The 23508-nt window shown below is 71.9% G+C and carries 18 protein-coding genes and 1 tRNA gene; 4 read left to right on the top strand and 15 right to left on the bottom strand.

Going from position 1 to position 23508, the window contains the following annotated elements; translation table 11 throughout:
* Nucleotides 1-81: 81 nt before the first annotated feature.
* The 5 genes from rbsD to ACHFIV_RS10205 are packed head-to-tail and all read right to left on the bottom strand — an operon-like array spanning nt 82 to nt 5923.
* Nucleotides 82-471, bottom strand: a complete 390-nt coding sequence (rbsD, locus tag ACHFIV_RS10225) for a D-ribose pyranase (protein WP_398965788.1) — start codon at nt 469-471, stop codon at nt 82-84.
* The gene (locus tag ACHFIV_RS10220; RefSeq protein WP_398965786.1) at nt 468-1397 is read right to left on the bottom strand and encodes a ribokinase; all 930 of its coding nucleotides are present in this window, start codon (nt 1395-1397) and stop codon (nt 468-470) included. The genes rbsD and ACHFIV_RS10220 overlap by 4 nt, the downstream gene beginning before the upstream one ends.
* Nucleotides 1398-1417: 20 nt before the next feature.
* Nucleotides 1418-3382, bottom strand: a complete 1965-nt coding sequence (locus ACHFIV_RS10215) for an ABC transporter permease/substrate-binding protein (RefSeq protein ID WP_398965783.1) — start codon at nt 3380-3382, stop codon at nt 1418-1420.
* A complete protein-coding gene (locus tag ACHFIV_RS10210; protein ID WP_398965780.1) occupies nt 3372-4910 on the bottom strand; it encodes a sugar ABC transporter ATP-binding protein in 1539 nt (512 codons plus the stop codon). Before ACHFIV_RS10210 ends, ACHFIV_RS10215 begins: the two co-directional genes overlap by 11 nt.
* Nucleotides 4907-5923 (bottom strand): LacI family DNA-binding transcriptional regulator, encoded by a 1017-nt coding sequence (locus ACHFIV_RS10205; RefSeq protein ID WP_398965777.1) that lies wholly within the window; start codon nt 5921-5923, stop codon nt 4907-4909. The genes ACHFIV_RS10210 and ACHFIV_RS10205 overlap by 4 nt, the downstream gene beginning before the upstream one ends.
* A gap of 724 nt (nt 5924-6647) precedes the next feature.
* Here ACHFIV_RS10205 and ACHFIV_RS10200 point away from each other — a divergent pair.
* The 3 genes from ACHFIV_RS10200 to ACHFIV_RS10190 all read left to right on the top strand — a co-directional run bounded on the left by ACHFIV_RS10200 (nt 6648) and on the right by ACHFIV_RS10190 (nt 9309).
* Nucleotides 6648-7076 (top strand): hypothetical protein, encoded by a 429-nt coding sequence (locus tag ACHFIV_RS10200; protein ID WP_398965774.1) that lies wholly within the window; start codon nt 6648-6650, stop codon nt 7074-7076.
* 152 nt (nt 7077-7228) lie between these two features.
* Complete coding sequence (locus tag ACHFIV_RS10195) at nt 7229-7819, top strand: carbonic anhydrase (protein ID WP_398965772.1); 591 nt, start codon at nt 7229-7231, stop codon at nt 7817-7819.
* Nucleotides 7816-9309, top strand: coding sequence for a SulP family inorganic anion transporter (locus ACHFIV_RS10190; RefSeq protein WP_398965769.1), 1494 nt, complete (start codon nt 7816-7818; stop codon nt 9307-9309). Before ACHFIV_RS10195 ends, ACHFIV_RS10190 begins: the two co-directional genes overlap by 4 nt.
* A gap of 109 nt (nt 9310-9418) precedes the next feature.
* Here the strand turns inward: ACHFIV_RS10190 and ACHFIV_RS10185 are convergent.
* Nucleotides 9419-9506 (bottom strand) — tRNA-Leu (locus ACHFIV_RS10185).
* 189 nt (nt 9507-9695) lie between these two features.
* Here ACHFIV_RS10185 and ACHFIV_RS10180 point away from each other — a divergent pair.
* Nucleotides 9696-11024 (top strand): DUF2254 domain-containing protein, encoded by a 1329-nt coding sequence (locus ACHFIV_RS10180; RefSeq protein ID WP_398965766.1) that lies wholly within the window; start codon nt 9696-9698, stop codon nt 11022-11024.
* Nucleotides 11025-11127: 103 nt separating this feature from the next.
* Here ACHFIV_RS10180 and ACHFIV_RS10175 read toward each other — a convergent pair whose 3' ends face one another.
* The 9 genes from ACHFIV_RS10175 to ACHFIV_RS10135 form a co-directional block, all read right to left on the bottom strand.
* Complete coding sequence (locus ACHFIV_RS10175) at nt 11128-12186, bottom strand: sugar phosphate isomerase/epimerase family protein (protein WP_398965763.1); 1059 nt, start codon at nt 12184-12186, stop codon at nt 11128-11130.
* Nucleotides 12187-12227: 41 nt separating this feature from the next.
* A complete protein-coding gene (locus tag ACHFIV_RS10170) occupies nt 12228-13625 on the bottom strand; it encodes a nucleotide pyrophosphatase/phosphodiesterase family protein (RefSeq protein ID WP_398965760.1) in 1398 nt (465 codons plus the stop codon).
* Nucleotides 13622-14797 carry a metabolite traffic protein EboE gene (eboE, locus tag ACHFIV_RS10165; RefSeq protein ID WP_398965757.1) on the bottom strand — a complete coding sequence of 392 codons (1176 nt, stop codon included), beginning with the start codon at nt 14795-14797 and terminating at the stop codon, nt 13622-13624. Before eboE ends, ACHFIV_RS10170 begins: the two co-directional genes overlap by 4 nt.
* Nucleotides 14798-14800: 3 nt before the next feature.
* Complete coding sequence (locus tag ACHFIV_RS10160; RefSeq protein ID WP_398965755.1) at nt 14801-15649, bottom strand: TatD family hydrolase; 849 nt, start codon at nt 15647-15649, stop codon at nt 14801-14803.
* On the bottom strand, nt 15646-16290 hold the full coding sequence (locus ACHFIV_RS10155) for an EboA domain-containing protein (RefSeq protein WP_398965752.1): 645 nt from the start codon (nt 16288-16290) through the stop codon (nt 15646-15648). Before ACHFIV_RS10155 ends, ACHFIV_RS10160 begins: the two co-directional genes overlap by 4 nt.
* A complete protein-coding gene (locus ACHFIV_RS10150) occupies nt 16284-17147 on the bottom strand; it encodes a sugar phosphate isomerase/epimerase family protein (protein ID WP_398965749.1) in 864 nt (287 codons plus the stop codon). The genes ACHFIV_RS10155 and ACHFIV_RS10150 overlap by 7 nt, the downstream gene beginning before the upstream one ends.
* Nucleotides 17144-18115 carry an SCO3242 family prenyltransferase gene (locus ACHFIV_RS10145; RefSeq protein WP_458575927.1) on the bottom strand — a complete coding sequence of 324 codons (972 nt, stop codon included), beginning with the start codon at nt 18113-18115 and terminating at the stop codon, nt 17144-17146. Before ACHFIV_RS10145 ends, ACHFIV_RS10150 begins: the two co-directional genes overlap by 4 nt.
* A 152-nt stretch (nt 18116-18267) precedes the next feature.
* Entirely contained in the window at nt 18268-19386 is a 1119-nt protein-coding gene (locus ACHFIV_RS10140) for an inositol-3-phosphate synthase (protein ID WP_398965746.1), read from the bottom strand.
* 93 nt (nt 19387-19479) lie between these two features.
* Nucleotides 19480-23187: a ThuA domain-containing protein gene (locus tag ACHFIV_RS10135; protein WP_398965743.1), complete on the bottom strand. Its 3708-nt coding sequence runs from the start codon at nt 23185-23187 to the stop codon at nt 19480-19482.
* Nucleotides 23188-23508: the final 321 nt, after the last annotated feature.

Genomic DNA, 23508 nt, shown 5'->3' with positions numbered 1-23508 from the left:
GCGGGGGCGTGCCGGAACGCCGCGCCCGGGGTTCGGCGGCCGGGGCGCGGCGGCCCCGGGCGCCGAACCCCGGGCGCGGCGTCAGAAGAAGACCCCGCACCTCAGCAGCACGTTCGCGTAGGGCCGGGCCTCTCCCGTGCGCACCACGAGCCGGGCGGACGCGGTGAGTTCCTTCAGCCGTTCGTGGGGGACGTGTGTCAGGCCCGGCAGGCGGGCGGTCAGGAGACGGGCGGCTTCCGGGTTGGCCCGCCGGATCTCCTCGGCCGCCGTCGCCCCCTCCACGACCAGCTCGTCCAGCAGGCCGTCCAGGACCTCGGCGAACGACGGGACGCCCGCGCGGAAGGCCAGGTCGACCAGTCGGGGCCCCGGCGGGATGGGCATGCCCACGTCGCAGATCAGGACGCCGTCCCCGTGGCCGAGTCCGGCCAGGGCACCTGCCAGGCCACGGTTCAGGACGCCGGACTTCTTCACAGTGCCGCGACCTCTTCCGCGGTCGGGAAGGACGCCTGCGCGCCCTCCTTGGTGACGGCTGCCGCGCCGACCCGTACGGCGAACGCGGCGGCCTGGGCGAGGGCCTCGCCCAGGCCGAGCCTCCAGGCCAGGGCGGCGGTGAACGCGTCTCCCGCGCCCGTGGTGTCCACGGCGTCGACCCGGGGGCTCGGCACGCGTACGGGGTCGCCGGCGCGGGTGTCGCAGACGAGCGCGCCGTCCGCGCCCAGGGTGATCACCACCGAACGCGGACCGAGGGCGACGAGCTTCAGGGCCCACGCTTCCGGGGTGCTGCCCGCGCCCTCACCGAGGATGCAGCGCGCCTCGTGCTCGTTGACCACCAGCGGGTCGCAGGCGGCCAGCACCTCGTGCGGGAGCGGCGCGGGCGGTGAGGGGTTGAGGACCAGGCGCGTCCCGGGACCGACGGCACGGGCCGTCTCCGCGACCGTGTCCAGCGGGATCTCCAGCTGGACGGAGACGACACGCGCCGACGCGAACAGGGGCCCCGCGGCCCTGATGTCCTCGGGGGTCAGCCGTGCGTTGGCGCCCGGGGAGACGACGATGCTGTTGTCGCCCGACGGGTCGACGGTGATCAGGGCGACGCCGGTGGGCGCCCCGCCCACGAGGACTCCGCCGGTGTCGACACCCGCCTCCTGCTGCGAGGCGCGCAGCAGCCGCCCGTGGGCGTCGTCGCCGACCCGGGCCAGCAGTGCGGTCCGGGCACCGAGGCGGGCGGCGGCGACCGCCTGGTTGGCGCCCTTGCCGCCGGGGTGGACGACGAGGTCGGAGCCGAGCACCGTCTCCCCCGGGCCGGGACGGCGTTCGACGCCGACGACCAGGTCGGCGTTGGCCGAGCCGACGACCAGGAGGTCGTACCGGGGGGACGCGGAGTCATCGTTCTCGTACATCTGGGCCATGCCTTCCGTGATCAGGAGAAGTCGGCGACGTTCTGCCGGGTGACGACCTTGACCGGCACCTTGACCATGCTGTCGACCTTCTTGCCGTCGGCCGCCCGGACGGCGTTCCGCACGGCGATCCGTCCCAGTTCCCTGGGCTGCTGGGCCACGGACGCGTACAGCGTTCCCGCCTCGACCGCCGTCAGGCCGTCGGGGGTCCCGTCGAAACCGACGACGGAGACGGACGTGCCGGCCTTGCTGCCCAGTGCCTTGACCGCGCCGAGCGCCATCTCGTCGTTCTCGGCGAAGACGCCGGTGATGCCGGGGTGGGACTGGAGCAGGTTGGTCATGACGTCCAGGCCCTTGGTGCGGTCGAAGTCGGCCGGCTGGGTCGCCACGACCCTGATGCCCGGGTACGCCTTGATGCCCGCGGCGAAGCCGGCACCGCGTTCGCGGCTCGCGGAGGTACCGGCGGTGCCCTGGAGGACGATGATGCTGCCCTTGCCGCCGAGCCGGTCGGCGAGCGTCTTCGCGGCCAGCTTGCCGCCCGCCACGTTGTCGGAGGCCACGAGCGTCGCGGCCTCGGCCTTGTTGACGCCGCGGTCGGCGGCCACCACGGGGATGCCCGCCTTGTTGGCACCGCGCACGCCGGGTCCGACCGCGTCGGAGTCCACCGGGTTGACGATGACGGAGTCCGCTCCGGAACTGGTGAAGTTCTCCAGCTGGTTGGCCTGCTGCGACGCGTCGTTCTGGGCGTCGGTGACGGTGAGGTCGATCCCGGCCTTCTCCGCCTCCTCCTGCGCGCCTTCCTTCATCTGGACGAAGAACGGGTTGTTCAGGGTGGAGAGCGACATGCCCACCTTGGTGGTGGTGCCGGAGGATCCGGGCTTGAAGAAGGTCACGGCGGCGATGACGGCGGCCAGGCAGATCACCGCGACGCCGGCCCGCATCGCTGCCTTGCGACCCTTTCCGGGGCCTCCGGGCGCGGCGGAGGCCCCGCCCGCGGACGCGGCACCGGTACCGGCCTTGCGGCGCAGCGTGTCCAGCAGCACCGCGAGGGCGATGACGACTCCGATGACGACCTGCTGCCAGAAGGCGGACACGGAGAGCAGGTTGAGTCCGTTGCGCAGCACGGCGAGGATGAGTGCGCCGATCAGGGTGCCGGACGCCTTGCCGACGCCGCCCGCGAGGCTGGCACCGCCGATGACGACCGCGGCGATCGCGTCGAGCTCGTATCCCTGGGCCGCCTGCGGCTGGGCGGAGACCAGACGGGAGGCGAGGACGATGCCGGCGACCGCGGCGAAGAGCCCGGAGAGGGCGTAGATGACGAGCTTCTGCCTCTTGACGCGCAGCCCGGAGAGCCGGGCGGCTTCCTCGTTGCCGCCGATGGCGTACATGGAGCGGCCGATGTAGGTGCGGCCCAGGACGAGTGCCGCTATCAGGCCCATCGCGATCATCACGAGGACCGGTACGGGCAGCCAGCCGCCGAGCGTGTCCCCGAGCACGGAGACGGAGTCCGGGAAGGGGATCGGCCTGCCCTGGGAGATGACCAGGGAGAGACCGCGGGCCACCGACAGCATGGCGAGCGTCGCGATGAACGACGGCAGTTTGCCGTACGCGACCAGGGCACCGCTGACGAACCCGCAGGCGATGCCGGTGGCGACGGCGATGACGACCGCCAGCCAGACGGGCACGCCCGCTGACGTCGCCGACCAGGCGAGGACGGTCGCGGAGAGCGCGGCGACCGATCCGACCGAGAGGTCGATGCCCGCCGACACGATGACGAAGGTGACGCCGAACGCGAGGATCGCGGTCACCGCGGCCTGGACGCCTACGTTCAGCAGGTTCTGTGTGGTGAGGAAGTCGCCGGAGAGCAGCGACATCGCCACCAGGAGGACGACCAGCGCCGTGAGGGCGCCGTTGTCGAGCAGGAGGCGGCGGAGGGTGTGTCCGGCGCCGCCCGCGCCCGCCTTGCTCGGATGCGTGTCAGTGGCCACGGGGGCTCTCCTCTGCGTTCTCTGCGTTCTCTGTCACGGGGGTCGCGCTGACGGCGAGTGCCATCACGGCGTCCTGGGTGGCCTCGTGGGCGGGGAGTTCTCCGGCGATGCGGCCCTGTGCCATGACGAGGACCCGGTCACTCATGCCGAGGACCTCGGGCAGGTCGCTGGAGATCATCAGGACGGCGTGCCCGGAGGCCGTCAGCTCGTTGACGAGCTGGTAGATCTCGACCTTGGCACCGACGTCGATCCCGCGCGTGGGTTCGTCGAGGATCAGCACCCGGGTGTCGGCCAGGAGCCACTTCCCGATGACGACCTTCTGCTGGTTGCCGCCGGAGAGGGTGCGGACGTGCTGGCCGAGGCCAGCCATCCGCACACCGAGCTGTTCGGCGATGCGGGCGGCGGCGGTGCGCTGCCCCTTGACGTCGACGAGTCCGGCGCGGGTCGCCGAGCGCAGGGTCACCAGGCCGAGGTTCTCCTGCACCGAGGCGTCGAGCACGAGCCCCTGGCCCTTGCGGTCCTCGGGGACCAGCCCGATGCCCGCGCCCATCGCGGCGGTCACATCGTGCCCGGCCAGCCGTTCGCCGAGCACGTCGACGGTGCCGGCGTCGTAGGGGTCGGCACCGAAGACGGCGCGGGCGACCTCGGTGCGGCCCGCTCCGACGAGCCCGGCGAGGCCGACGACCTCACCGGCCTTCACGTCGAAGCTGATGTCGTGGAACACGCCGTTGCGGGTGAGCCCGCGGACGGAGAGCAACGGCGCGCCTGTCTCCGGGCGTTCGCGCGGGTACTGCTGCTCGATGCTGCGTCCCACCATCAGCTGGACGAGTTGCGCCTCGGGTGTCGAGGCGGGTACCTGGTCGATGCTGCGGCCGTCGCGCAGGACGGTGACGCGGTCGCCCAGCGCGGCGATCTCGTCGAGGTGGTGGGTGATGAAGACGACGCCGACACCGTCCGCGCGCAGTTGCCGGACGATACCGAAGAGCTTGTCGACCTCCTCGGAGGTGAGGACCGCGGTCGGCTCGTCCATGATCAGTACGCGGGCGTCCAGGCTGAGCGCCTTCGCGATCTCCACCATCTGCAGCCGGGCGATGCCCAGTTCACGGACCCGGACCCTGGGTGAGACGTGCAGGCCGACACGGCGCAGGAGCACCTCGGCGTCGGCCTCCATGCGCCGTCGGTCGATCATGCCGAAGCGGCGCGGCTGGCGGCCGAGGAAGATGTTCTCGGCGACCGTCAGATCGGGTACCAGGTTGAACTCCTGGTAGATCGTGGCGATTCCGAGCTTCTCGGCGTCCTGCGCCCCGTGGATGCGGACCTCCTGGCCGCCTGCGAGGATCCGCCCGCGGTCCGGGCGGTAGGCGCCGGAGAGCATCTTGATGAGGGTGCTCTTGCCCGCACCGTTCTCACCGAGCAGGACGTGCACCTCGCCGCTGCGCAGGTCGAAGTCGACGCTGTCCAGGGCGACGACACCGGGGAAGGTCTTGCGTACGCCTTCGATGCGCAGCAACTCGACTGATTCGCTCACTCGTTGCTCCCGGGAGTGGAGGCGTGCTCGCCGCACGACCTGCGTACGACGAGGCCGGCGGGCAGGGTCACGGACTGCGGGGGACGGCCCTCGACGATGTCGACGAGGGCGCGCACGGCGGCACGGCCGAGCTCGCCCGTCGGCTGGGCGATCGCGGTGATCGGCGGGGCCGTGTGGACGAACCACGGGATGTCGTCGAAGGCCGCGATCCCGATGTCCTCGGGGACGCGCAGGCCGCGTGCGCGGATGGCGTCCAGAGCACCGAGGGCCATGAGGTTGTCGGCGGCGAACACGATCTCGGGCGGTTCGGGCAGCGACAGGAAGTTCTCGGTGGCGCGCCGCCCGCTGTCCGCCTGGAAGTCGCCCTGTCCGATGTAGGCGTCGGGGAGGGCGAGCCCGTGGGCCCGCATCGCCTCCCGGAAGGCCTCGACGCGTTCGTTGCCCGTGGTGGTGGCCGCCGGGCCCGCGATGATGGCCAGCCTGCGGTGGCCGAGGGCGTACAGATGGGCGACCAGGTCCTGGATGGCCCGGTGCCCGTCCGCGCGCACGACGGGAATGTCCGCTCCGGGGATCCAGCGGTCGACGAAGACCATCGGGGTACCGGTGCGCGCGACGTCGAGCAGCAGCGGGGAGTCACCGTCGGCGGGCGAGACGAGGAGCCCGTCGATCCTGCGGTCCAGCAGCGTACGGACATGGTGGTCCTGCTGCTCGGGCCGCTCGTCGGCGTTGCCGATGATCACGCTGTAACCGAGCGCGCGGGCCTCCTCCTCCACGGAGCGGGCCAGCGCGGTGAAGTAGGGGTTGAGCACGTCGCTGATGACGAGCCCGAGGGTGCGCGTCTGGTCGGTGCGCAGCGAGCGGGCCACCGCGTTGGGCCGGTAGCCGAGGGCCTCGACGGCGGCGTGCACGCGTGCACGCGCGTCCGGGCTGACGGAGGGATGGCTGTTGAGGACGCGGGAGACCGTGGCGACGGAGACTCCCGCCTGTGCCGCGACATCCTTGATGCTCGCCATTTCCGGACCACCTCCTTGTGGTTTCGGTGCGTCTCGAAACCACCGGAACAGGCCGTGGAATCGATTACAACGGAGATTGGAATCGATTACACGGCCGAAAACAACCCCCTCCCGCCCGTCCGAGACCCGATCGTGACACGAGCGCCCCGGGGAACCGCCGTGGAGCGGCACGCGCACACGGAGGAATCGGTTCCGGCGCCCGGGAGCGGTCGTGCCGACCCGCGGAGAGGCCCGGCCCCATTGGCCGAAAAGCCTCTCGGTAACCGCAGCATGTGTCCGGAAATAGCCTTTCCGTAATGCGGCGCGGATCGGGACGCGACCCGCCGCGCCTCGATCGCCGGACATCGCCGCAAAGACCCGGCCAGAGGAAATGAATCCTCCTCGGGGTGCCCCGTTCCGATCGCCCCGTGGACGCGCGCACACATTTCGGCCACACCAATTCGGACAGCCGAACGGCAGGGCCGGCGCGGACCGCGGCACCGCACACCATCGGGTGTGACCTGGCCTTCCTGGCGCCTCACCGGTCGGGGCCGTCACCCACCCGGCGCCACGTCGAGGAAAGCGAGGCGGCGGGCGCATTTCCGCTCGGAGGTTATTCGGCGCAGATGATTTCACCGTTCCACTGCCCGGCTTTCACACTCTTCACAGACGGTTAACCTGATGGGAATTTCATCCTGTTAGCGTCTTCGGAACGAAGCAGGCGGAGCGCTGAAGGGGGTTCGGGGTGCGAGATGTGACGGCCCGGATCGTGCTCTCGGTGCTCACCGTGATCCTGTTCGCCGTGCAGTTCCCGGCCCCCTCCGCACCTTCGGCGTCCGCCCACGGCGTCGCCGGCGCCCACCGCTCCTCCCTCAGCGCGCCGGAGGCTCCCGCGGCCGGCTCCAGGAGCCAGGGCGGTGCACAGACGGGACAGGAGTACGCCCCCTGCGGCCCCCCTGCTGACGAAGGCGACCCGAACGGCGCGCTGCGCACCCGCGACCGGCACCGCACCGTGGCCCAGGCCACCGCCGAACCCCTCTCGCGTTGCCTGGTCACGGCTGACGCCGCGTTCCGGCCCGCGGCGACGGCACTCGTCGCGGCGGCCGGATCGCACCGCACGTCGAGATCCTCGGCCTCGCACTCCCCCGCGGCACTCCAGGTGTTCCGCTGCTGAGCTGATCCGCGGCGCGGACAGACCCCGCCCGCACACCGCGCCCCACCGCCCCGAGCGGCGGCGTGCGGTCGTGCCGCTCTGCCCGCCCGCGCCCGCTGTTCTCGTACGTACGCCGACGCGCCCTCAGCCGCGCGCCAGGAGGAACAACTGTCATGCAACCCCTCATCGATCACGCCCGGTCCTTCCGCGATCAGTGCACGGAGCGTCCCGAGGAGTTCGCCCGGCTGGCCGACGGCCAGTCCCCGCAAGTCCTGTTCATCACCTGCTCGGACTCCCGGGTCGTCCCCACCCTCATCACCGGTGCCCGGCCAGGTGAACTCTTCGAACTGCGGACCGCCGGCAACATCGTCCCCCCGTACGCCTCCGGGCAGCCCACGAGCGAGGCGGCCACCGTGGAGTACGCCGTGGAGGTGCTCGGGGTCACCGACGTCGTCGTGTGCGGTCACTCCCACTGCGGCGCCGTCGGAGCTCTGGTCCGCGGTGACGACCTGACCGCGGTGCCCGCGGTGCGGGACTGGCTGGCGCACTCGGCTCCCCGCCCCGAAGGGGTGGTGGACGACCCGGCCGTGGCCGAGGCCGTGCAGAACCACGTGCTGACCCAGTTGCTCAGGCTGCGCTCCTACCCCTGCGTCGACCAGCGGGTGGCAGAGGGACGGCTGCGGCTGCACGGCTGGTTCTACGAGGTCCACACGGGAGCCGTGCTGACGCACGACGCCACCTCCGACACCTTCCAGACGCTGTGAAGGCCCGTACGGACAGCCGGTTCCCCCATCTCCGGCAGGACTTCACCGCGTCGGTCGTCGTCTTCCTCGTCGCCCTCCCCCTGTGCGTGGGTGTCGCCGTGGCGTCCGGAGTCCCGGCGGAACTCGGGCTCATCACCGGCATCGTGGGCGGTCTCGTCACGGGCTTCATGCGCGGCAGCAGCCTTCAGGTGTCGGGACCGGCCGCCGGTCTCACCGTGCTCGTCTTCGAAGCCGTGCGCACCTTCGGGCTCGCCGGACTCGGACTCATCGTGCTGGCCGCCGGACTGCTCCAGCTCGCCATGGGGGCCCTGAAGCTGGGGCGCTGGTTCCGGGCCATCTCGGTGTCGGTCGTCGAGGGCATGCTCGCGGGCATCGGGCTCGTACTGATCGCGGGCCAGTTCTACGCGGCGGCCGGCCTGGAGGCCCCGGCTTCCGGTCTGGACAAACTGGCCGGGCTCCCCGGGGCCCTGGCCGAGGCGGCCGTCAGTACCGAGGCGCTCGCGTCGCTCGCGCTGGCCACCGGCACCATCGTGGTGATGGTGCTCTGGCGGTACATGCCCGAGAAGGTGAGGGCGGTCCCCGGCGCGCTCGCCGCGGTCGCTCTGGCCACACTCACCACACTCGTGTTCGGCCTGCCCGTCGCCGAGGTCGAGGTGCGGGGCCTGCTGGACGCCGTCCGGCTGCCCGGCTCCGACTCGTTCGCCGCGATCGCGAGCGTGAGCGTGATCGGGACGATCCTGGCCTTCACACTGATCGCCTCCGCGGAGAGTCTGTTCAGCGCGGCTGCCGTGGACCGGCTCCACGACGGGCCCCGCACGCAGTACGACAAGGAGCTGATGGCGCAGGGCACCGGGAACGCCGTGTGCGGACTGCTGGGGGCGCTGCCCATGACGGCGGTCATCGTACGCAGCTCCGCCAACGTCCAGGCCGGTGCGAGGACCAAGGCGTCCCGGGTCATGCACGGCGTGTGGCTGCTGCTCTTCGCGGCGCTGCTCCCGTCGGCCCTCGCGCTCATCCCCTTGCCGGCCCTGGCCGGGATCCTGCTCCACGCGGGCTGGAAGCTGATTCCGCTGCGCACCGCCGCGACGTTGTGGCGCGGGCACCGGGGCGAGGCGTTCATCCTGGTGGCGACAGCCGTGGCCATCGTCACGGTGAACATGTTCGAGGGAGTCCTGATCGGTCTGGCGCTCTCCGTGATCAAGACGGCGTGGGACGCCTCGCACATCAGCCTGGACGTCATCGACAAGGGAGCGGGCCCGGTCCAGGCGTACCTGTCGGGGAACGCGACCTTCCTGAGGCTGCCGAAGATTCTCGACAGCCTTGAGGGCCTGCCCCAGGACCGCCCCGTCGCACTGGATCTCACGGGGCTCCACCACCTGGACCACGCCTGCCGCACCGCACTGGAGAACTGGGCGGCACGGCACAGCTCCCCCGGCACGGAACCCGTACAGCTGACCGAGCCGGTCATGGCGAAAGCCACCTCCGCCTGACGGCGTGGAGGCCCCGGCCGCGATCCGCGTGCGGCCGGGGCCTCCACCGCGGGACCGACGCCTGCCGCCCCGCAAACGCAGAAGAACCCCACCGGAGTGGGGTTCCCGCTGGTGTCCGAGGGGGGACTTGAACCCCCACGCCCGATAAAGGGCACTAGCACCTCAAGCTAGCGCGTCTGCCATTCCGCCACCCGGACAAGGTGTCTGTCGTCCCGGGGTCCTCCCCGTGGCGACAAGGAAAACAATACCAGGGGTTCGGGGCGCCTCTCACCTGCGTTTTCGGTGGTCAGTGCGGTGCGGGCACTCCGAGGCGGACCTGACGCCCGCGGACTCACGTTCCGTGGCGCACCGCGTACAGTCAGTGGCCGCGGACTACCTTCGCGGGTATGAGCGGCAAGAGCGGCACCCATGGGCGCGCCCCTGGGGCACCCCGTGCCCTGACCTCACTGCGCGAACGGTTGCGCGACACCTTCTGGTTCGCGCCCGCCGCGGGTCTCGTGGGTGCCTTCGGGCTGTGGCTGGCCCTCTCCGAGCTGGACACCCGCATCGTGGGCCGTCTGCAGGAGGAAGGGGCGTACGAGGAGCTCGGGGATCTCCTCACGTTCGCCGGGGACGCCCGGACGATCGTCACCACGGTCAGCGCGGCGATGATGACCTTCATCGGTGTCGTGTTCAGCATCTCGCTCGTGGCCGTGCAGATGGCGAGCGGCCAGCTCACCCCGCGCGTCGTCCGGATCTTCGTACGGAGCAGGATCAGCAAGCTCACGCTGACGGTGTTCCTGGCGACCTTCGCGTTCTCGCTCCTCGTCCTGACCTCGTACGAGGGCGGGACGGAGCCCGACCCCCGCAGAGTCGCCTCGGCGCCCCTGCTCCAGAGTCTGCTGACGCTCGGCCTGGTCGGCCTGAGCCTGCTGCTGTTCGTCTGCTACGTCTCCTCGACCCTGCGGCTCATGCAGGTCGGGCCCGTGCTCGACCACATCACCCGTGAGTCGCTGCGCGCGCTCGCACGGCAGCCCGCGGAACCGGCCGGCGGACCGCCCCTCGGCCCCGCGACCGCGTGTGTGCTCCACCGCGGGCACGCGGGGGTGCTGCGGGACGTCGCGGTGGCACGACTGGTACGGGTCGCCCGACGGGACGGGGTCGTGTTCGGGCTGGTGCCTCGCATCGGTGACTTCGTGGTGCCGGACACACCGCTGCTCACCGTGCACGGCGGGCCCGCCCCGTCGCCGCACGCCCTGCGGCGCACGGTCTCGGTGGGGGTCGAGCGCGCCCTGCACCAGGACCCGGCGTTCGGCCTGCGTCAGCTGTCGGACATCGCGCTGCGTGCGCTGTCGCCGTCCGTGAACGATCCCACCACCGCGGTGCAGTGCCTGGACCGGATCGTGCAGTTCCTCGCCGCCGCCGTTCGGCTGCCGCTCGCCCCGCTGTGCCACCGGGACCGCCGTGGCGACGTACGGCTCGTCCAGGAGGTACCCGGGTGGAGGGACCTGGTGGACCTCGCGTTCGAGGAGATCCGGTGGTGCGCGGCCGGAAGCCCCCAGGTCACGCGGCGGCTGCTCGCCGGACTCGACGATCTGCTGCTGCTCGCCGCCGGGGACCGGCGCGAGCCCCTGCTCAGGCACCGCGCGCTCCTGGTGGCAGCGGTGGAACGCACGGTGCCCGAGGCGGCCGGGCGGGCGTTCGCGCTGCGGCCGGACCGGCAGGGGATCGCGTGAGCGAAGTGCCTACGGCCTCCGGGAGGTCGCGCGGCGGCCCCTTTGGCCCGCGGCTCCGGTGTGGGGCCCGGTTCGCGGAACCGGGCCCCGCACGGGTGTGCGGTCAGTCCCCGCAGCGGCTCTCACGGAGGGAGTGCAGGTGCTCGCTGGACTTGCGGGCGAAGGCCAGGGATTCGACGGGGTTGTCGTGCTCGGTCTGCCAGTGGTGGTACGTACGGCCCCGGTGGGTGCGCGCGGTGACCCGGCTCAGGAAGTTCTTGTAGTCGATGTCGCCGTCGCCGACGTCCGTCATGCGGTAGCCGTCGCGGACGGAGTCGTCGCGTGTGCCGTCCTTGACGTGGAAGAGGGGGTAGCGGTCGGGGTGCTTGAGTACGTAGTCGATGGGGTTGAAGGGCGCCGGGGTGCCGTCCACCCGCTTGCCGAAGCGGAACTGGGCGCAGAACGCCCAGTAGATGTCCATCTCGAGGTAGACCAGGTCGGGGTCGGTCTCGGCGAGCAGGACGTCGTAGAGGCGCACGCCGGGCTTGTCGGTGGCGAAGGAGAACTCCTCCGCGTGGTTGTGCTGGTAGAACTTCATGCCGCGCTTGCGGGCGGCGGCGCCGTAGGTGTTGAAGTCCTCCGCGGCCCGCTTCCAGCCGTCCACCGTGGAGCCGTAGCGGAAGGGGCCGGAGGCGGTGCCGATGTGCTTGAGGCCGAGGGCTTCCGCCTCGTCGAGGACCTTGGTGAGGTTCTGCGCGAAGGAGTAGGCGTCCGGGTTGTTGTCGTCGTAGTAGTTGACGTGGCTGCCTATGGGGGTGAGCCCGTGGTCCTTGGCCAGCCTCTTCAGCCGGGCGAGTGTGAGGGGGCCTGCCGAGCCCTGGGTGTACCCGGCGAACTCGATCTCGTCGTAGCCGTACTTCTCGAGCTCGGCGAAGACGGGGGCGAATCCCAGGGTGGAGACCTTGTCGCGAAGGCTGTAGAGCTGGATGCCGAGGCGCCCGGGAGGCAGTACGGCACGTCCCTTGCCGTGTCCGTGTCCCTGGCCGTGGCTGCCGTGCGGGCCCGCCGCCTGGGCGGCGGCGCCACTGAGGAGAGTGGCGGCCGTGGCTCCGGCGGCGACGCCCAGGACGTTGCGGCGGCTGAGTCTGCGCGCGAGCTCGGGATCCTTCGGGGTACGGCTCATGATCACAAATCTCCCTGTGGGCATGCGGGCGGGGCGGATGGTCAGTGCAGTCCTGCGAGCTTCAGGAGCAGGGACTTCACCTCGGTGGCCTGGACTCGGCCGGTGAACGCGTGGGGGGTGGAGCAGAGGATGAGCGGACCTTCGTCGTCGCTCGTGGGGAGGCGGCCGTGGCTGCCGCGGATGGGTGAGGGGTCGAGGGGGACGACGGCCATGCGGTAACGCATCCCGAGTTTCTTGCGGGCGACCGCCGATGCCGCCCTGACCCGCACATAGGGGTCCTGCGGGTCCATGAAGAGCTCCACCGGGTCGTAGCCCGGTTTGCGGTGGATCTCGACGAGCTGCGCGAAGTCGGGGGCGCGGTCGTCGTCGAGCCAGTAGTAGTAGGTGAACCAGGCGTCCTTCTCGGCGACGGCGACGAACTCGCCGGAGCGGGGATGGTCCAGGTGATGGGCCTTCTTGCCCTCGTCGTCGAGGAGTTCCTCGATGCCGGGGAGGTCCGCGAGGGCTTCGCGGGTCGCGTCGAGGTCCTCGGGCCGGCGTACGTAGACGTGGGCCAGCTGGTGGTCCGCGACGGCGAAGGCACGGGAGGCCATCGGGTCGAGGTACTCCATGCCGTCCTGGGTGTGCACCTCCAGCAGGCCGGCGCGGCGCAGGGCGCGGTTGATGTCCACGGGCCGGTCGACCCGGGTGATGCCGTACTCGGAGAGCGCCACCACGGTGCGGCCCCCTGCCCTGGCGTCGTCGAGCAGGGGTGCCACGGCCCGGTCGAGCTCGGCTGCGGCCCGGTGGGAGCGGGGGTCGTCCGGACCGTAGCGCTGGAGGTCGTAGTCGAGGTGCGGGAGGTAGCAGAGGGCCAGGTCGGGGGTGCGGGTGGCGAGGATGTGCCGTGTGGCGTCGATGATCCACTGCGAGGAGACGAGGTCGGCGCCGGGGCCCCAGAAGTGGAACAGGGGGAAGGTGCCGAACTTCTCGGTGAGCTCGTCGTGCAGTGCGGGGGGCCTGGTGTAGCAGTCGGGTTCCTTGCGGCCGTCGGCGTAGTAGACGGGGCGGGGCGTGACGGTCCAGTCGGTGTCCGCGCCCATCGCGTACCACCAGCAGATGTTCGCGACGGTGTACCCGGGGTGGGCGCGCCGCGCCGCGTCCCAGAGTCTGTCCCCCTCGACGAGCCCGTTGTGCTGGCGCCACAGGAGGACGTCGCCGAGCTCGCGGAAGTACCAGCCGTTGGCGACGATGCCGTGTTCGGCGGGGGTGGTGCCGGTGAGGAAGGTGGACTGGGCGGCGCAGGTGACGGCGGGCAGGACGGTGGAGAGGGGCGCCTGTGCTCCGGCTCCGGCCATGGCCCGGAGGTTCGGCATGTGGTCGAGCAGCTGGGGGGTGAGGCCGACGACGTCGAGGACGAGCAGGGGGGTGGGGCGCGGGCCGGTGACGGGTGCGGTCACGGTAGCTCCTTCAGTCCGAGGTCGACGAGGAGGTCGCGGGCGAGGGTGAGTTCGGCGGCGATGCCGTCGGCGAGCTGGGTGCGGGTGCGTGGGCGCAGCTCGGCGGGCAGCGCCTGCCAGGTGTACGTCTCCACCTCGAGGTGCCGGGTGAGGGGCGCCGGTCCGCCGACGAGACGGGTGAGCGCGGACCGGAGCACGGGGAGCGTGGAGGTGAGCGGGGGCGCGGGGGGCGCGTGGAGGGGCACGTGGAAGTGGGAGCGCCAGGGGGTGCTGTCGGGGAGGGCGCCGCCGGAGACCGCCTCGTCGAGGTCGTCGGTGCCGCGGAGGCCCGCCGCGGTCAGGGTGCGTGTCTGGTGGAGGAAACGGGGTTCGGCGAAGGCGCCCAGGGCGGCGCGCACGTCCGGGAGGTGCGGGTGTTCGGCGTGCAGCGCCGCGGAGAGCTGCGCCTTGACGACGGGGACCCCGGCGGCGCGGAGTGCGTCGAGCGCGGTGTCCGGGTCCTCGAAGGAGGTGGCGAGGTGACAGGTGTCGACGCAGATGCCGATGCGTTCGTGGCCCACCGCGGTGAGGGGGCCGATGGCCTCGGCGGTGGTCTCCACGGTGCAGCCGGGTTCGGGTTCGAGGCCGATCCTGATGTCCTTGCCGGTCAGTTCGGCGAGGGCGTCCAGCCGCTGGGCGAGTGTGGTGAGCGCCTTCCGGGCCGTGCCGGCGGCCGTCGGGTCGTCGGCGAAGGGGGTGCGCCAGGCGATCGGCAGGGTGGAGACGCTGCCGCCGGTGACGTCGTCGGGGAGCAGGGCGGCGAGCAGGCGGGCCAGGTCGGTGGTGTGGGCGAGGCGCTCGGGGTCGGTCCAGTCCGGTGTGTAGACGCGGTACTTGACCTCCTGCGCGCCGAAGCCCTCGTAGGGGAAGCCGTTGAGGGTGACCACTTCCAGACCGCGGTGGTCCAGTTCCCCGCGCAGCGAGCGCAGGGCGGCAGGGTCGTTGATCAGGGTGCGGGCGGCGTCCTTGGCGAGCCAGAGGCCGATGCCCAGGCGGTCGCGGCCGAGTCTCCGCCGTACGGGTTCGCAGTGGTCGCGCAGCTGCGCGCGGACTCCTTCGAGTGTCTCGGCGGGGTGCACGTTGGTGCAGTAGGCGAGGTGGACGGTGGAGCCGTCGGGGTGGCGGAAGCGCATCGCTCACTCCCCGCCGCGGAGAATGGAGTTGCCCTCGTGGAGCGGGCCGGGGGACGCGATGTCCAGCTGGAGCCGGCCGCTCTGCCCGTAGAAGGCCACGGGGTTGCGCCAGAGGACCTTGTCGACGTCGTCCTCGTCGAACCCGGCCTTCAGCATCGTGTCGGCCACCTTGCGGGTCTTGAGCGGGTCGCTCTTGCCCCAGTCGGCGGCCGAGTTGACGAGGATCCTGTCGGTGCCGTGGTTCCGCAGGACGGTGATCATGCGGTCCTCGTCCATCTTGGTGTCCGGATAGATGGAGAAGCCGGCCCAGCAGCCGCTGTCGAGGGCGTCCTCGACGGTCGTCTCGTTGAGGTGGTCGAGCAGCACCCTCTCCGGGGCGAGGTCCGATTCACGGATGACGTCGATGGTCCGGCGCAGGCCGGCGAGCTTGTCGCGGTGGGGCGTGTGGACGAGCGCGGGAAGGCCGTGGCCGGCGGCGAGCTGGAGCTGGGCGGCGAGGGCGTTGTCCTCCGCGGGGGTCATCGAGTCGTAGCCGATCTCACCGACGGCGACGACGGAGTCCTTCACGAGGTACCGGGGCAGGGCGTCCAGGACGGGGGTGCAGCGGGGGTCGTTCGCCTCCTTGGGGTTGAGGGCGAGCGTGCAGTGGTGGGCGATGCCGTACTGGGAGGCGCGGAAGGGTTCCCAGCCGAGGAGTGCGTCGAAGTAGTCGAAGAAGCTGGCGGGCGAGGTGCGGGGCTGGCCGAGCCAGAAGGAGGGTTCGACGAGGGCGCGGACCCCGGCGTCGTACATCGCCCGGTAGTCGTCCGTGGTGCGGGAGGTCATGTGGATGTGGGGGTCGAAGATCCTCATCGGTGTTCCTCCGTGGACGTGGACGTGGGGGCGGCGACGGGGGCCGGGGCGGTGAGGTCGAGGACGGTCCGCAGACCGGCGGGGACGGCGCGTCCCGCAGCGGTGCGCTCGGCTGCGAAGTCGCGCAGCATGCGGGCGAGTTCGAGGTCGCCGTGGGCCCGTTCACCGAGCCGGTCGAGGGCTTCGACCGGGACCTCGGTGAAGAGGCACTTCAGGACGGCGTGCCGCCAGCCGTGCGCGTCGAGGTGGGCCGCGCCGTACGGGCCGACGGCTGCGGCGACCAGCCGGGTGTCGTTGGTGCGCAGGGCGTCCTCTACGAGCGGGAGCGCGGCGGCGCCGAGCTCGAGCCGGTGCAGGGTCAGGAGGACGGCGCGGCGTTCGGCGGCGGTGCCCTGCTCGTAGAGCCTGGTCACGGCGGGCAGCCCCGCACGGGCTTCGACGAGCAGCAGCGCGCGCACGGAGTCCGCGTGCTCGAGTCCGCAGTGCCGTCCCGCCGACGCGAACCGCAGCTCCCAGGGCGGGGTGCCGCTGTCCGCGCCGGGGTGGTCCGCTGCGTGCGAGGCCTCGGCGAGCGCTTCGTCGAGCCAGGCCCGTACCGCGCCCGGGAGCCGGCTGTCGAGTTCCTCGCGGCTGATCAGCACGGTGCGGCTCCGTTCGTCGTCCCGGTCGCCCGGCGCAGGAAGTCGATGGACTCGCGGGCGAGTTCGGGGCCCGCGTGGGAGTGCCGGGGCAGTTCGACCACGGTGAGCCCGGTGTATCCGCTGTGGTCGAGCGCGTGGAGGACCGGCGGGAAGTCGATCTCGCCGTCACCGAACGGCAGGTGCTCGTGGACCCCGCGTCGCATGTCCTCGATCTGGACGTGGCGGAGCCAGGGGGCGGCCTCCTTCACACAGTCGGCCGGGGAGGCGGGCTCCAGGCACTGGCAGTGGCCGATGTCCAGGGTGAGTCCGAGTGAGCCCGGGTCGCCGAGGAGGGTGCGGAGGTGGTGGAAGCCGGCGAGCGTACCGAGGAGGTGGCCGGGTTCCGGCTCGACCGCCAGGGGGACGCCGGCGCGGTCGGAGGCGTCCAGCACGGGCTCCAGTGCGCCGGTCAGCCGCTGCCACGCGGTGTCCGTGGTGGTGCCGGGCGGAGTGATGCCGCTGAAGCAGTGCACGGCGTGGGCTCCCAGGTCGGCCGCCACTTCGACGGCCGTGACGAGCAGTGCGGTGCGGGCCGCGCGGGCTTCCGGGTCGGGGTCGAGGAGGGAGGGTCCGTGCTTGCGCCGGGGGTCGAGGACATAGCGTGCGCCGGTCTCGACGGTGACGCCGAGGCCGAGTCCCGCGAGCCTGCGGGCCACCTTGCGGGTGTGGGTGGCGAGGTCCGGGGCGAGCGGGTCGAGGTGCATGTGGTCGAGGGTCAGGCCGACGCCGTCGTAGCCGAGGTCGGCGAGGAGGCCGAGTGCGTCGTCGAGCCGGAGGTCGGTCAGTCCGTTGGTGCCGTAGCCGAGACGGAGGGTCACGTGGGGCTCACCTTCCGGGCGAGGGCGCGGGCGACAGGGACGAGCCCCATGACCGCGAGGCCGTGGACGGGTGCCCCGGCCCCGGCCGCGAGTGCGGCCTGGAGCGGGATCATCGCCCGGATCCCGCCGCCGACGGCGCGCTGGGTGAGAGGCGGGGAGGGGTTGAGCGCGGCGTGCAGGAAGGGGACCGCGGCGGTGCGGAGGTAGGCGGCGCCGAAGGCGTGGAGCAGGAGGCGTTCGGCGGGAGTGGGGGGTGGTCCTTCCGGCGCTGTCCGGCCGCGCAGGACGGCGGCCCCGATTGCGGCGACCCCGGCGAGGGCGGCCAGCGGCGCTTCGGTGGACCCGCCCTGCGCCTCGTGCCGGGAGACGGCGGTCACGGCGTAGGTGTGGGCGCCGAGGACGAGGGCGGCGGGGAGCGCGGCGCAGGCACCGGGTGCGGCGGCGGGGGCCGCTCCTCCCCCGTCGGCCGCCGTCGCCGCACTCCTCACGGCGGTCCGCACGGTGGCGGCCCCTGCCCCCGGGCTCCCGGTGGCGGTCGCGGTCGCGCCGAGCAGCAGGTCGAGCGTGCGCGCCGCGGCCATCGCGGCCGGGCCCAGCCTCGTGTGCTTGAGGTGCAGGTCGTAGGCCCAGACCGTGGCCGCGAGGCCGGATGCCACGGCCAGAGCCGGGCGGCCCGCGCGGGCGGCCAGGGCCAGGCCCGCCGCGGTCAGGACACCCGCCGCGGCCAGTGCGGCCCCTGGCGCGACGCGGCCCGAGGGGATGGGCCGGTGCGGGCGGTCGACGGCGTCCTCCTCGCGGTCCGCCCAGTCGTTGAGCGCCATGCCCGCCTCGTACAGGCACAGCGAGGCCCCGGCCGCGAGTGCCGTGCCCCGGCCGGGGCGCCGCCCCACGGCGGCCGCGCCGGCGAGCGCGTCACCCGGCACGGTGAACAGCGCCGACACGCGCAGCAGCTCCGACCAGGCCCGCAGGTGCGCGCGGGCACCGGGCCTGTCCGGTGGGGGCGCAGTCCCGCCCGCACCGGACAGGCTGACTGGGGAGGTCCGGCCGGCAGCGGCCGGGGCCTGTGGCCCGTTGAGCAGCCGGGGGGCGCCGGTGACCGCCGCGAGCAGCCGCAGGGGCCTCACCGGGCGGCTCGCAGACGTCCGGCGAAGGCCAGCAGTTCCGCGTACTGGTCGGAGAGGGCGGCCGGACCTCCGTCCGGGTCCTTGAAGTAGAAGCCGAGTTCGGGTCGTGGCCCGGTCAGGCCCGTCTCGTGGGAACGGGCCAGCAGCCGGGCGAGGTCCAGGACCAGCGGTGCGGCGAGGGCGGAGTCACAGCCCTGCCAGATGGTCTGGAGGATCATCCGCGAGCCGAGGAAACCGTCGAAGGCGATGTGGTCCCACGCGGTCTTCCAGTCCCCCATCGCCGGTACGTCGTCGATGTGGACCTCGCCTTCCGGGGCCGCCCCGAGCGTGTCGGCGAGTACGCGCTCCTTACCCGCGTTCTTGGCGGCCGCGGCAGCCGGGTCGGCCAGCGCCGCCCCGTCCCCGCCGCCCAGCAGGTTCGTGCCCGACCACGCCCGCACCGGCAGTGCGCGCTGGACGAACATCGGTGCGAGCACGGAGCGGAGCAGCGTCTGGCCTGTCTTGCCGTCTCGGCCGGCGTGGGGAAGTCCGCAGGAGGCGACGGCGTCCTGGAGGCGCGGGCTGCGCAGCCCGGTGGAGGGGGTGAAGTTGGCGTAGGGGCAGCCGGCGCGGAGCGCGGCCGCCGCGTAGAGGGAACTGGCGGGCAGGCGGGCGTCGTCCTCGCCCGGGGCGGGTTCGGTCGAGGCGACGTTGATCACGACCGTGCGGGCCAGTGTGTGGCGGTGGCTGAAGTCCAAGATGTCGGCGGCGAAGGCGCCGATGATCTCCTCGTCGGTGCGGGTGTCACCCGGGAGCGGGCCGCCGGGCCGTATCTCGGCGTCGGCGGCGGTGAGTTCGGCCTCGACGGCGGGAGGGAGACCGTGCGGGAGCACTCCCCCGGCCGCCAGGGCCTCCGCCCGCTTGGGCAGGGGGCAGTCGAGGGTGTCGTGGCCGCCGAAGACGAGGGAGGCCAGCGGTGGCAGCCCGCTGTCGGCGAAGGGGGGTGTCTCGGTGACCATGCCGGTCGGCGGGTGGAGCCCTGCCGCGATGGCCGCGCACCCCGCGGTGGCGGTGGTGGCGACGGAGCCGCGTGCTCCGATGAACCAGACTCCGGTACGAACGGCACGTGCGCTCACGGGCTGCCTCCCTGGGGGGATGAAGAGGGGTGGTGGGCGGTGGGCGGGAAGTGGTGCGCTTCCCGCCCACCGCCGGCGCAGGAGGTGGCCGCCCTACGAGGAGGGCAGCTCCTTCAGCTGGATGTTGCGGAAGGACACCTGGTCGTCGGCTCCGTGGTTCTGGAGACCGAAGTAGCCGTCCTTGAGGCTGCGGGCCGGGTCGGTGTTGGTGAAGTCGTTGATCTTCACCCCGTTGAGGAACACCTGGAGCCGTTCGCCCTGGACCTTGATCTCGTAGCTGTTCCACTGGCCGGGCGGACGCAGTACCCGGTCGCGCGCCTTGATGTCGGCGGACTTGAAGGTGTAGACGGCGCCGGTCGTGCGGTCCGCCGCGTCGGTGGCGTCGATCTGCACCTCGTAGCCCTTGTTCACCGCGGACCACGGGTCGTCCGACTCGGGGAAGCCGACGAAGACGCCGGAGTTGTCGTCTCCCGCCATCTTCCAGTCGAGCTTCAGCGAGTAGGACTTCAGCTCCTTGGCCTGGTAGGTCAGCAGGCCCATGCCGCCCTCGGAGCGCAGCTCACCGTCGGCCACGACGAACTTCCCGGGACCGGCCTGCTTCCACCCTTCCAGCGTCTTGCCGTTGAAGAGCGACCGGTAGCCGGTGTCCGGCTTGCAGTTGGCCTTCACCTGTCCGGCGGCGTAGCGCAGACCGCCCAGCAGGTGCTGGCGGAAGGCGGGTTCGGCGTAGGACTCCTTGGTGTGCCCGAGGCCGGTGTAGAAGGAGCGGCCGCCCTGGTACGCCTGGCACCAGGCGATCGGGTGGTCACCCTTCATGGTGCCGCCGGTGTACGTGGTCTCGTCCAGGGTGGCCAGGACCTGGGCCTTGTCCCGCGGGTTGGTGCGGTAGTTGTACCACTCGTCGGTACGGTCCCAGGCCTCGTCCAGGTGCGCGGTCGCCGGGTGGTCGTGGTTCTCCACACGGACGGTCGCGGGCTGGATCTGCGGGTGCGAGTCGAAGTAGGCCCCGACGAGCCCGCCGTAGAACTCCCAGTCGTACTCCGTGTCCGCCGCGGCGTGGACACCCATGTAACCGCCGCCGGTGGAGACGAAGTTCTCGAACGCCTTCTTCTGGCCGGCGTTCAGGACGTCCCCCGTCGTCGACAGGAAGACGACGGCGTCGTAGCGCGCCAGGTTGCTGGTCGTGAACTGGCCGGACTCCTCGGTGGAGTCGACCGTGATGTTGGTGTCCTTGCCCAGCTCCTTGAGCGCGGCGATGCCCTCGGGGATGGAGTCGTGCCGGAAGCCGCCCGTCTTGGAGAACACGAGGACGCGCTTCGCGGTCCGGTCGACCGGGCTGTTCGAGAGTTCGAAGTCGTCCACGTCGTAGAGAGCTCCGGTTCCGCCCTTGAAGACCAGGAAGAGCTGTGTGGCCTTCTTCGGTGCGCCGCGCAGCGGCACGTCGATGTCCTGGAAGGTGTCCCAGCTGCCGGTCACCGGGACCGGTGCGGAGCCGAGGATCTTGCCGGTGGGCGATCCGGCCCGCACTTCGAGGAAGCCTCCCGCGCCGGCCGAGGACGTACGGGCGGTGAGCTTGGTGGAGCCGTCGAGGATGTACGGGGTGAAGGAGATCCAGTCGTCGTTGTCGATGTCACCGACGGTCCTGCCGCCGTGTGCGCTGGTCTTGCTCGGGGTGGTGACACCGGAGGAGTCGTCGAAGTGCTCGGCCTGGCGGTGGCGGGGCTGGAGCTTCGCCCCGTCACGGCCGGTCAGCGCTGCCTGTCCGCCGCCTCCGCCGTCGGTGTAGGACGCCGAGATCCCGCCGTAGATGTTGGCGTTCGGGTCGTGGCCGCCTTCCATGGCGGTCTTGATGGTGCCCTCGCAGCCGTGCTCGGTGGTGATGTCGTGGCCGTGGCTGTCATGGCCGAGGGTGAACTTGACCTCCACCTCGGAACAGTCGACGGTGCCGTCCTCCGGGTCGGTGACGGTCACCTTGAAGGGCACCGCGTCGCCGAACTCGAACGGCTGCCCGTCGGCCGGGGCCTGGAGCACGACGGTGGGCGCCGTGTTGCCCACGGTCACGTGCACGCTCGCCGAGCCGGTGCGGCCCGTCGGGTCCTTGGCGGTCACGGTCGCGGTGTAGGTGCCGTTCTTCTTGTACGTGTACGTGGGGTCGGCCGCCGTCGACGTGCCGCCGTCACCGAAGTCCCAGGCGTACGTCAGGGCGTCGCCGTCACCGTCGGCCGTGCCGGCCGAGGAGAACTTCACCCGGAGGGGTGCGACCCCGGAGGTCTTGTCGGACGAGGCCTCGGCGATGGGTGAGCGGCCACCGGTGGCGTTCTCGATGCGGTACAGCGCAGAGTGCTCGTCGCCGCCGAACCAGGAGAGGCCGTAGTCCAGGACGTACAGCGCCCCGTCCGGCCCGAACGCCATGTCCATGATCTGGGTGCCGGTCCACGGGACGTCGTTGATCGACTGGACGGCGCCGTCGGCGTCCTGCTCGATGCGCTTGATCCACTGCCGGCCGAACTCTCCCGCGAAGAAGTCCCCGTCGTACTCCTCGGGGAACTTCACCGGCGAGTCGAGGTCGGCGTCGTAGTGGTAGACGGGCCCGCCCATCGGGGACTCGGAGCCGGTGCCGAACTCCGGTACCGACGCGCCGTCGTACGGGATCCAGGCGGCCTCGGAGGGCGGCAGGTCGACCAGACCGGTGTTGTACCGCGACTCGTTCTTCGGAGCGGCGCAGTCGAAGGCCGGTCCCGAGGTCTGCGTCGCGAAGTCGTAGTCCCGGTAGGCATCGTTGTCACCGGCGCAGAAGGGCCAGCCGAAGTTGCCGGGCTTCGTCACCCGGGCGAACTCCACCTGTCCGGCCGGTCCGCGGTTCGGGTCCGCGGCGCCCGCGTCGGGGCCGTAGTCACCGACGTACAGGATGCCGGTGGCCTGGTCCACGCTGAAGCGGAAGGGGTTGCGGAAGCCCATCGCGTAGATCTCGGGGCGCGTCCTGTCCGTGCCCGGGGCGAAGAGGTTGCCCTCGGGGACGGTGTACGAGCCGTCGTCGGCGACCTTGATCCGGAGGATCTTGCCACGGAGGTCGTTGGTGTTGCCGGAGGTGCGCCGGGCGTCGAAGGCGGGGTTGCGGTCGGCCCGGTCGTCCAGCGGCGAGAAGCCGTCGGAAGCGAACGGGTTGGAGTCGTCGCCCGTCGAGAGGTAGAGGTTGCCCTGCGCGTCGAAGTCGATGTCGCCGCCCACGTGGCAGCACATGCCACGCGTGGTCGGGATGTCGAGGACCTTCTTCTCGCTGGCGTTGTCGAGGGTGCCGTCCTCCTTGAGCACGAAGCGGGAGAGCCGGTTCACCCCCTCGAACTTCGCGAAGTCGGCGGCTGTGCCGTTCTCGGGGGCGTCGCCGGCCGGGGTGTCCAACGGCGGCGCGTAGTAGAGGTAGATCGCCCGGTTCTGGGCGAAGCCCGGGTCGATCCCCACGCCCTGGAGACCTTCCTCGTCGTGCGAGTAGACGGGGATGGTGCCTGCGACCCGGGTGTTGCCCGCGCTGTCCGTGATCCGCAGCTCGCCGCCGCGCGAGGTGTGCAGCACGCTGCGGTCCGGGAGCACCGCCAGCGAGATGGGTTCGCCGGTCTCGGCCGCGCCCTTGGCGAGGGTGACCTGCTGGAAGTCCTCGGCGGCGTCCTGCGCGGCCACGGCTGCCTTGACGTCGGCGGTGGCGGCGGGCGAGGAGCCCAGGGTGAGGGTCGCGGCGGCGAGCAGTCCGCCGGTGAAGAGGGCGAGCGTCTTTCGGGCGCGTAGCCGTCTGCTGCTTCTGTGCACGTGCGTCCTCCGGAGTGTGCCGGTTGTTCGGGCCGGTGCGTAGTGCCGTTCCGCGCGGGGACTGCCGCGCTCGTCACCGGAGCCGCGGGGCCCCGGTGACGCGAGTCATGTCGTGTACACGTATGGGACGGTAGCTGTGTTCGTCCGGTACGGAAAGCCCTTGCACAGCTGGTGGGTTGAACTTTTACCCGGGGGTGGACAAAGGGGCGTCCGGGCAGGCGGGACCGCCGCGGGGCGCAACGCCCCCCGGCGCCCGCCCGCGCGGTTCTCAGAGCTCGCCGGACCTCTCCGGCCACCCGGGGCTCCCCCCGGAAGGGGCAA

The sequence above is a fragment of the Streptomyces sp. ALB3 genome, assembly GCF_044385685.1.
Lineage (GTDB): Bacteria > Actinomycetota > Actinomycetes > Streptomycetales > Streptomycetaceae > Streptomyces.
Note: the sequence above shows the minus strand (reverse complement) of the source record. Positions and strands in the feature narration are given on the sequence as shown.

Excerpts from the sequence above, each read along its gene's own strand:
- eboE (WP_398965757.1), bottom strand. The coding sequence starts at position 14,797 with ATGCGCTTCCGCCACCCCGACGGCTCCACCGTCCACCTCGCCTACTGC.
- ACHFIV_RS10220 (WP_398965786.1), bottom strand. The coding sequence starts at position 1,397 with ATGTACGAGAACGATGACTCCGCGTCCCCCCGGTACGACCTCCTGGTC.
- ACHFIV_RS10195 (WP_398965772.1), top strand. The coding sequence starts at position 7,229 with ATGCAACCCCTCATCGATCACGCCCGGTCCTTCCGCGATCAGTGCACG.
- ACHFIV_RS10205 (WP_398965777.1), bottom strand. The coding sequence starts at position 5,923 with ATGGCGAGCATCAAGGATGTCGCGGCACAGGCGGGAGTCTCCGTCGCC.
- ACHFIV_RS10175 (WP_398965763.1), bottom strand. The coding sequence starts at position 12,186 with ATGAGCCGTACCCCGAAGGATCCCGAGCTCGCGCGCAGACTCAGCCGC.
- ACHFIV_RS10160 (WP_398965755.1), bottom strand. The coding sequence starts at position 15,649 with ATGAGGATCTTCGACCCCCACATCCACATGACCTCCCGCACCACGGAC.
- ACHFIV_RS10180 (WP_398965766.1), top strand. The coding sequence starts at position 9,696 with ATGAGCGGCAAGAGCGGCACCCATGGGCGCGCCCCTGGGGCACCCCGT.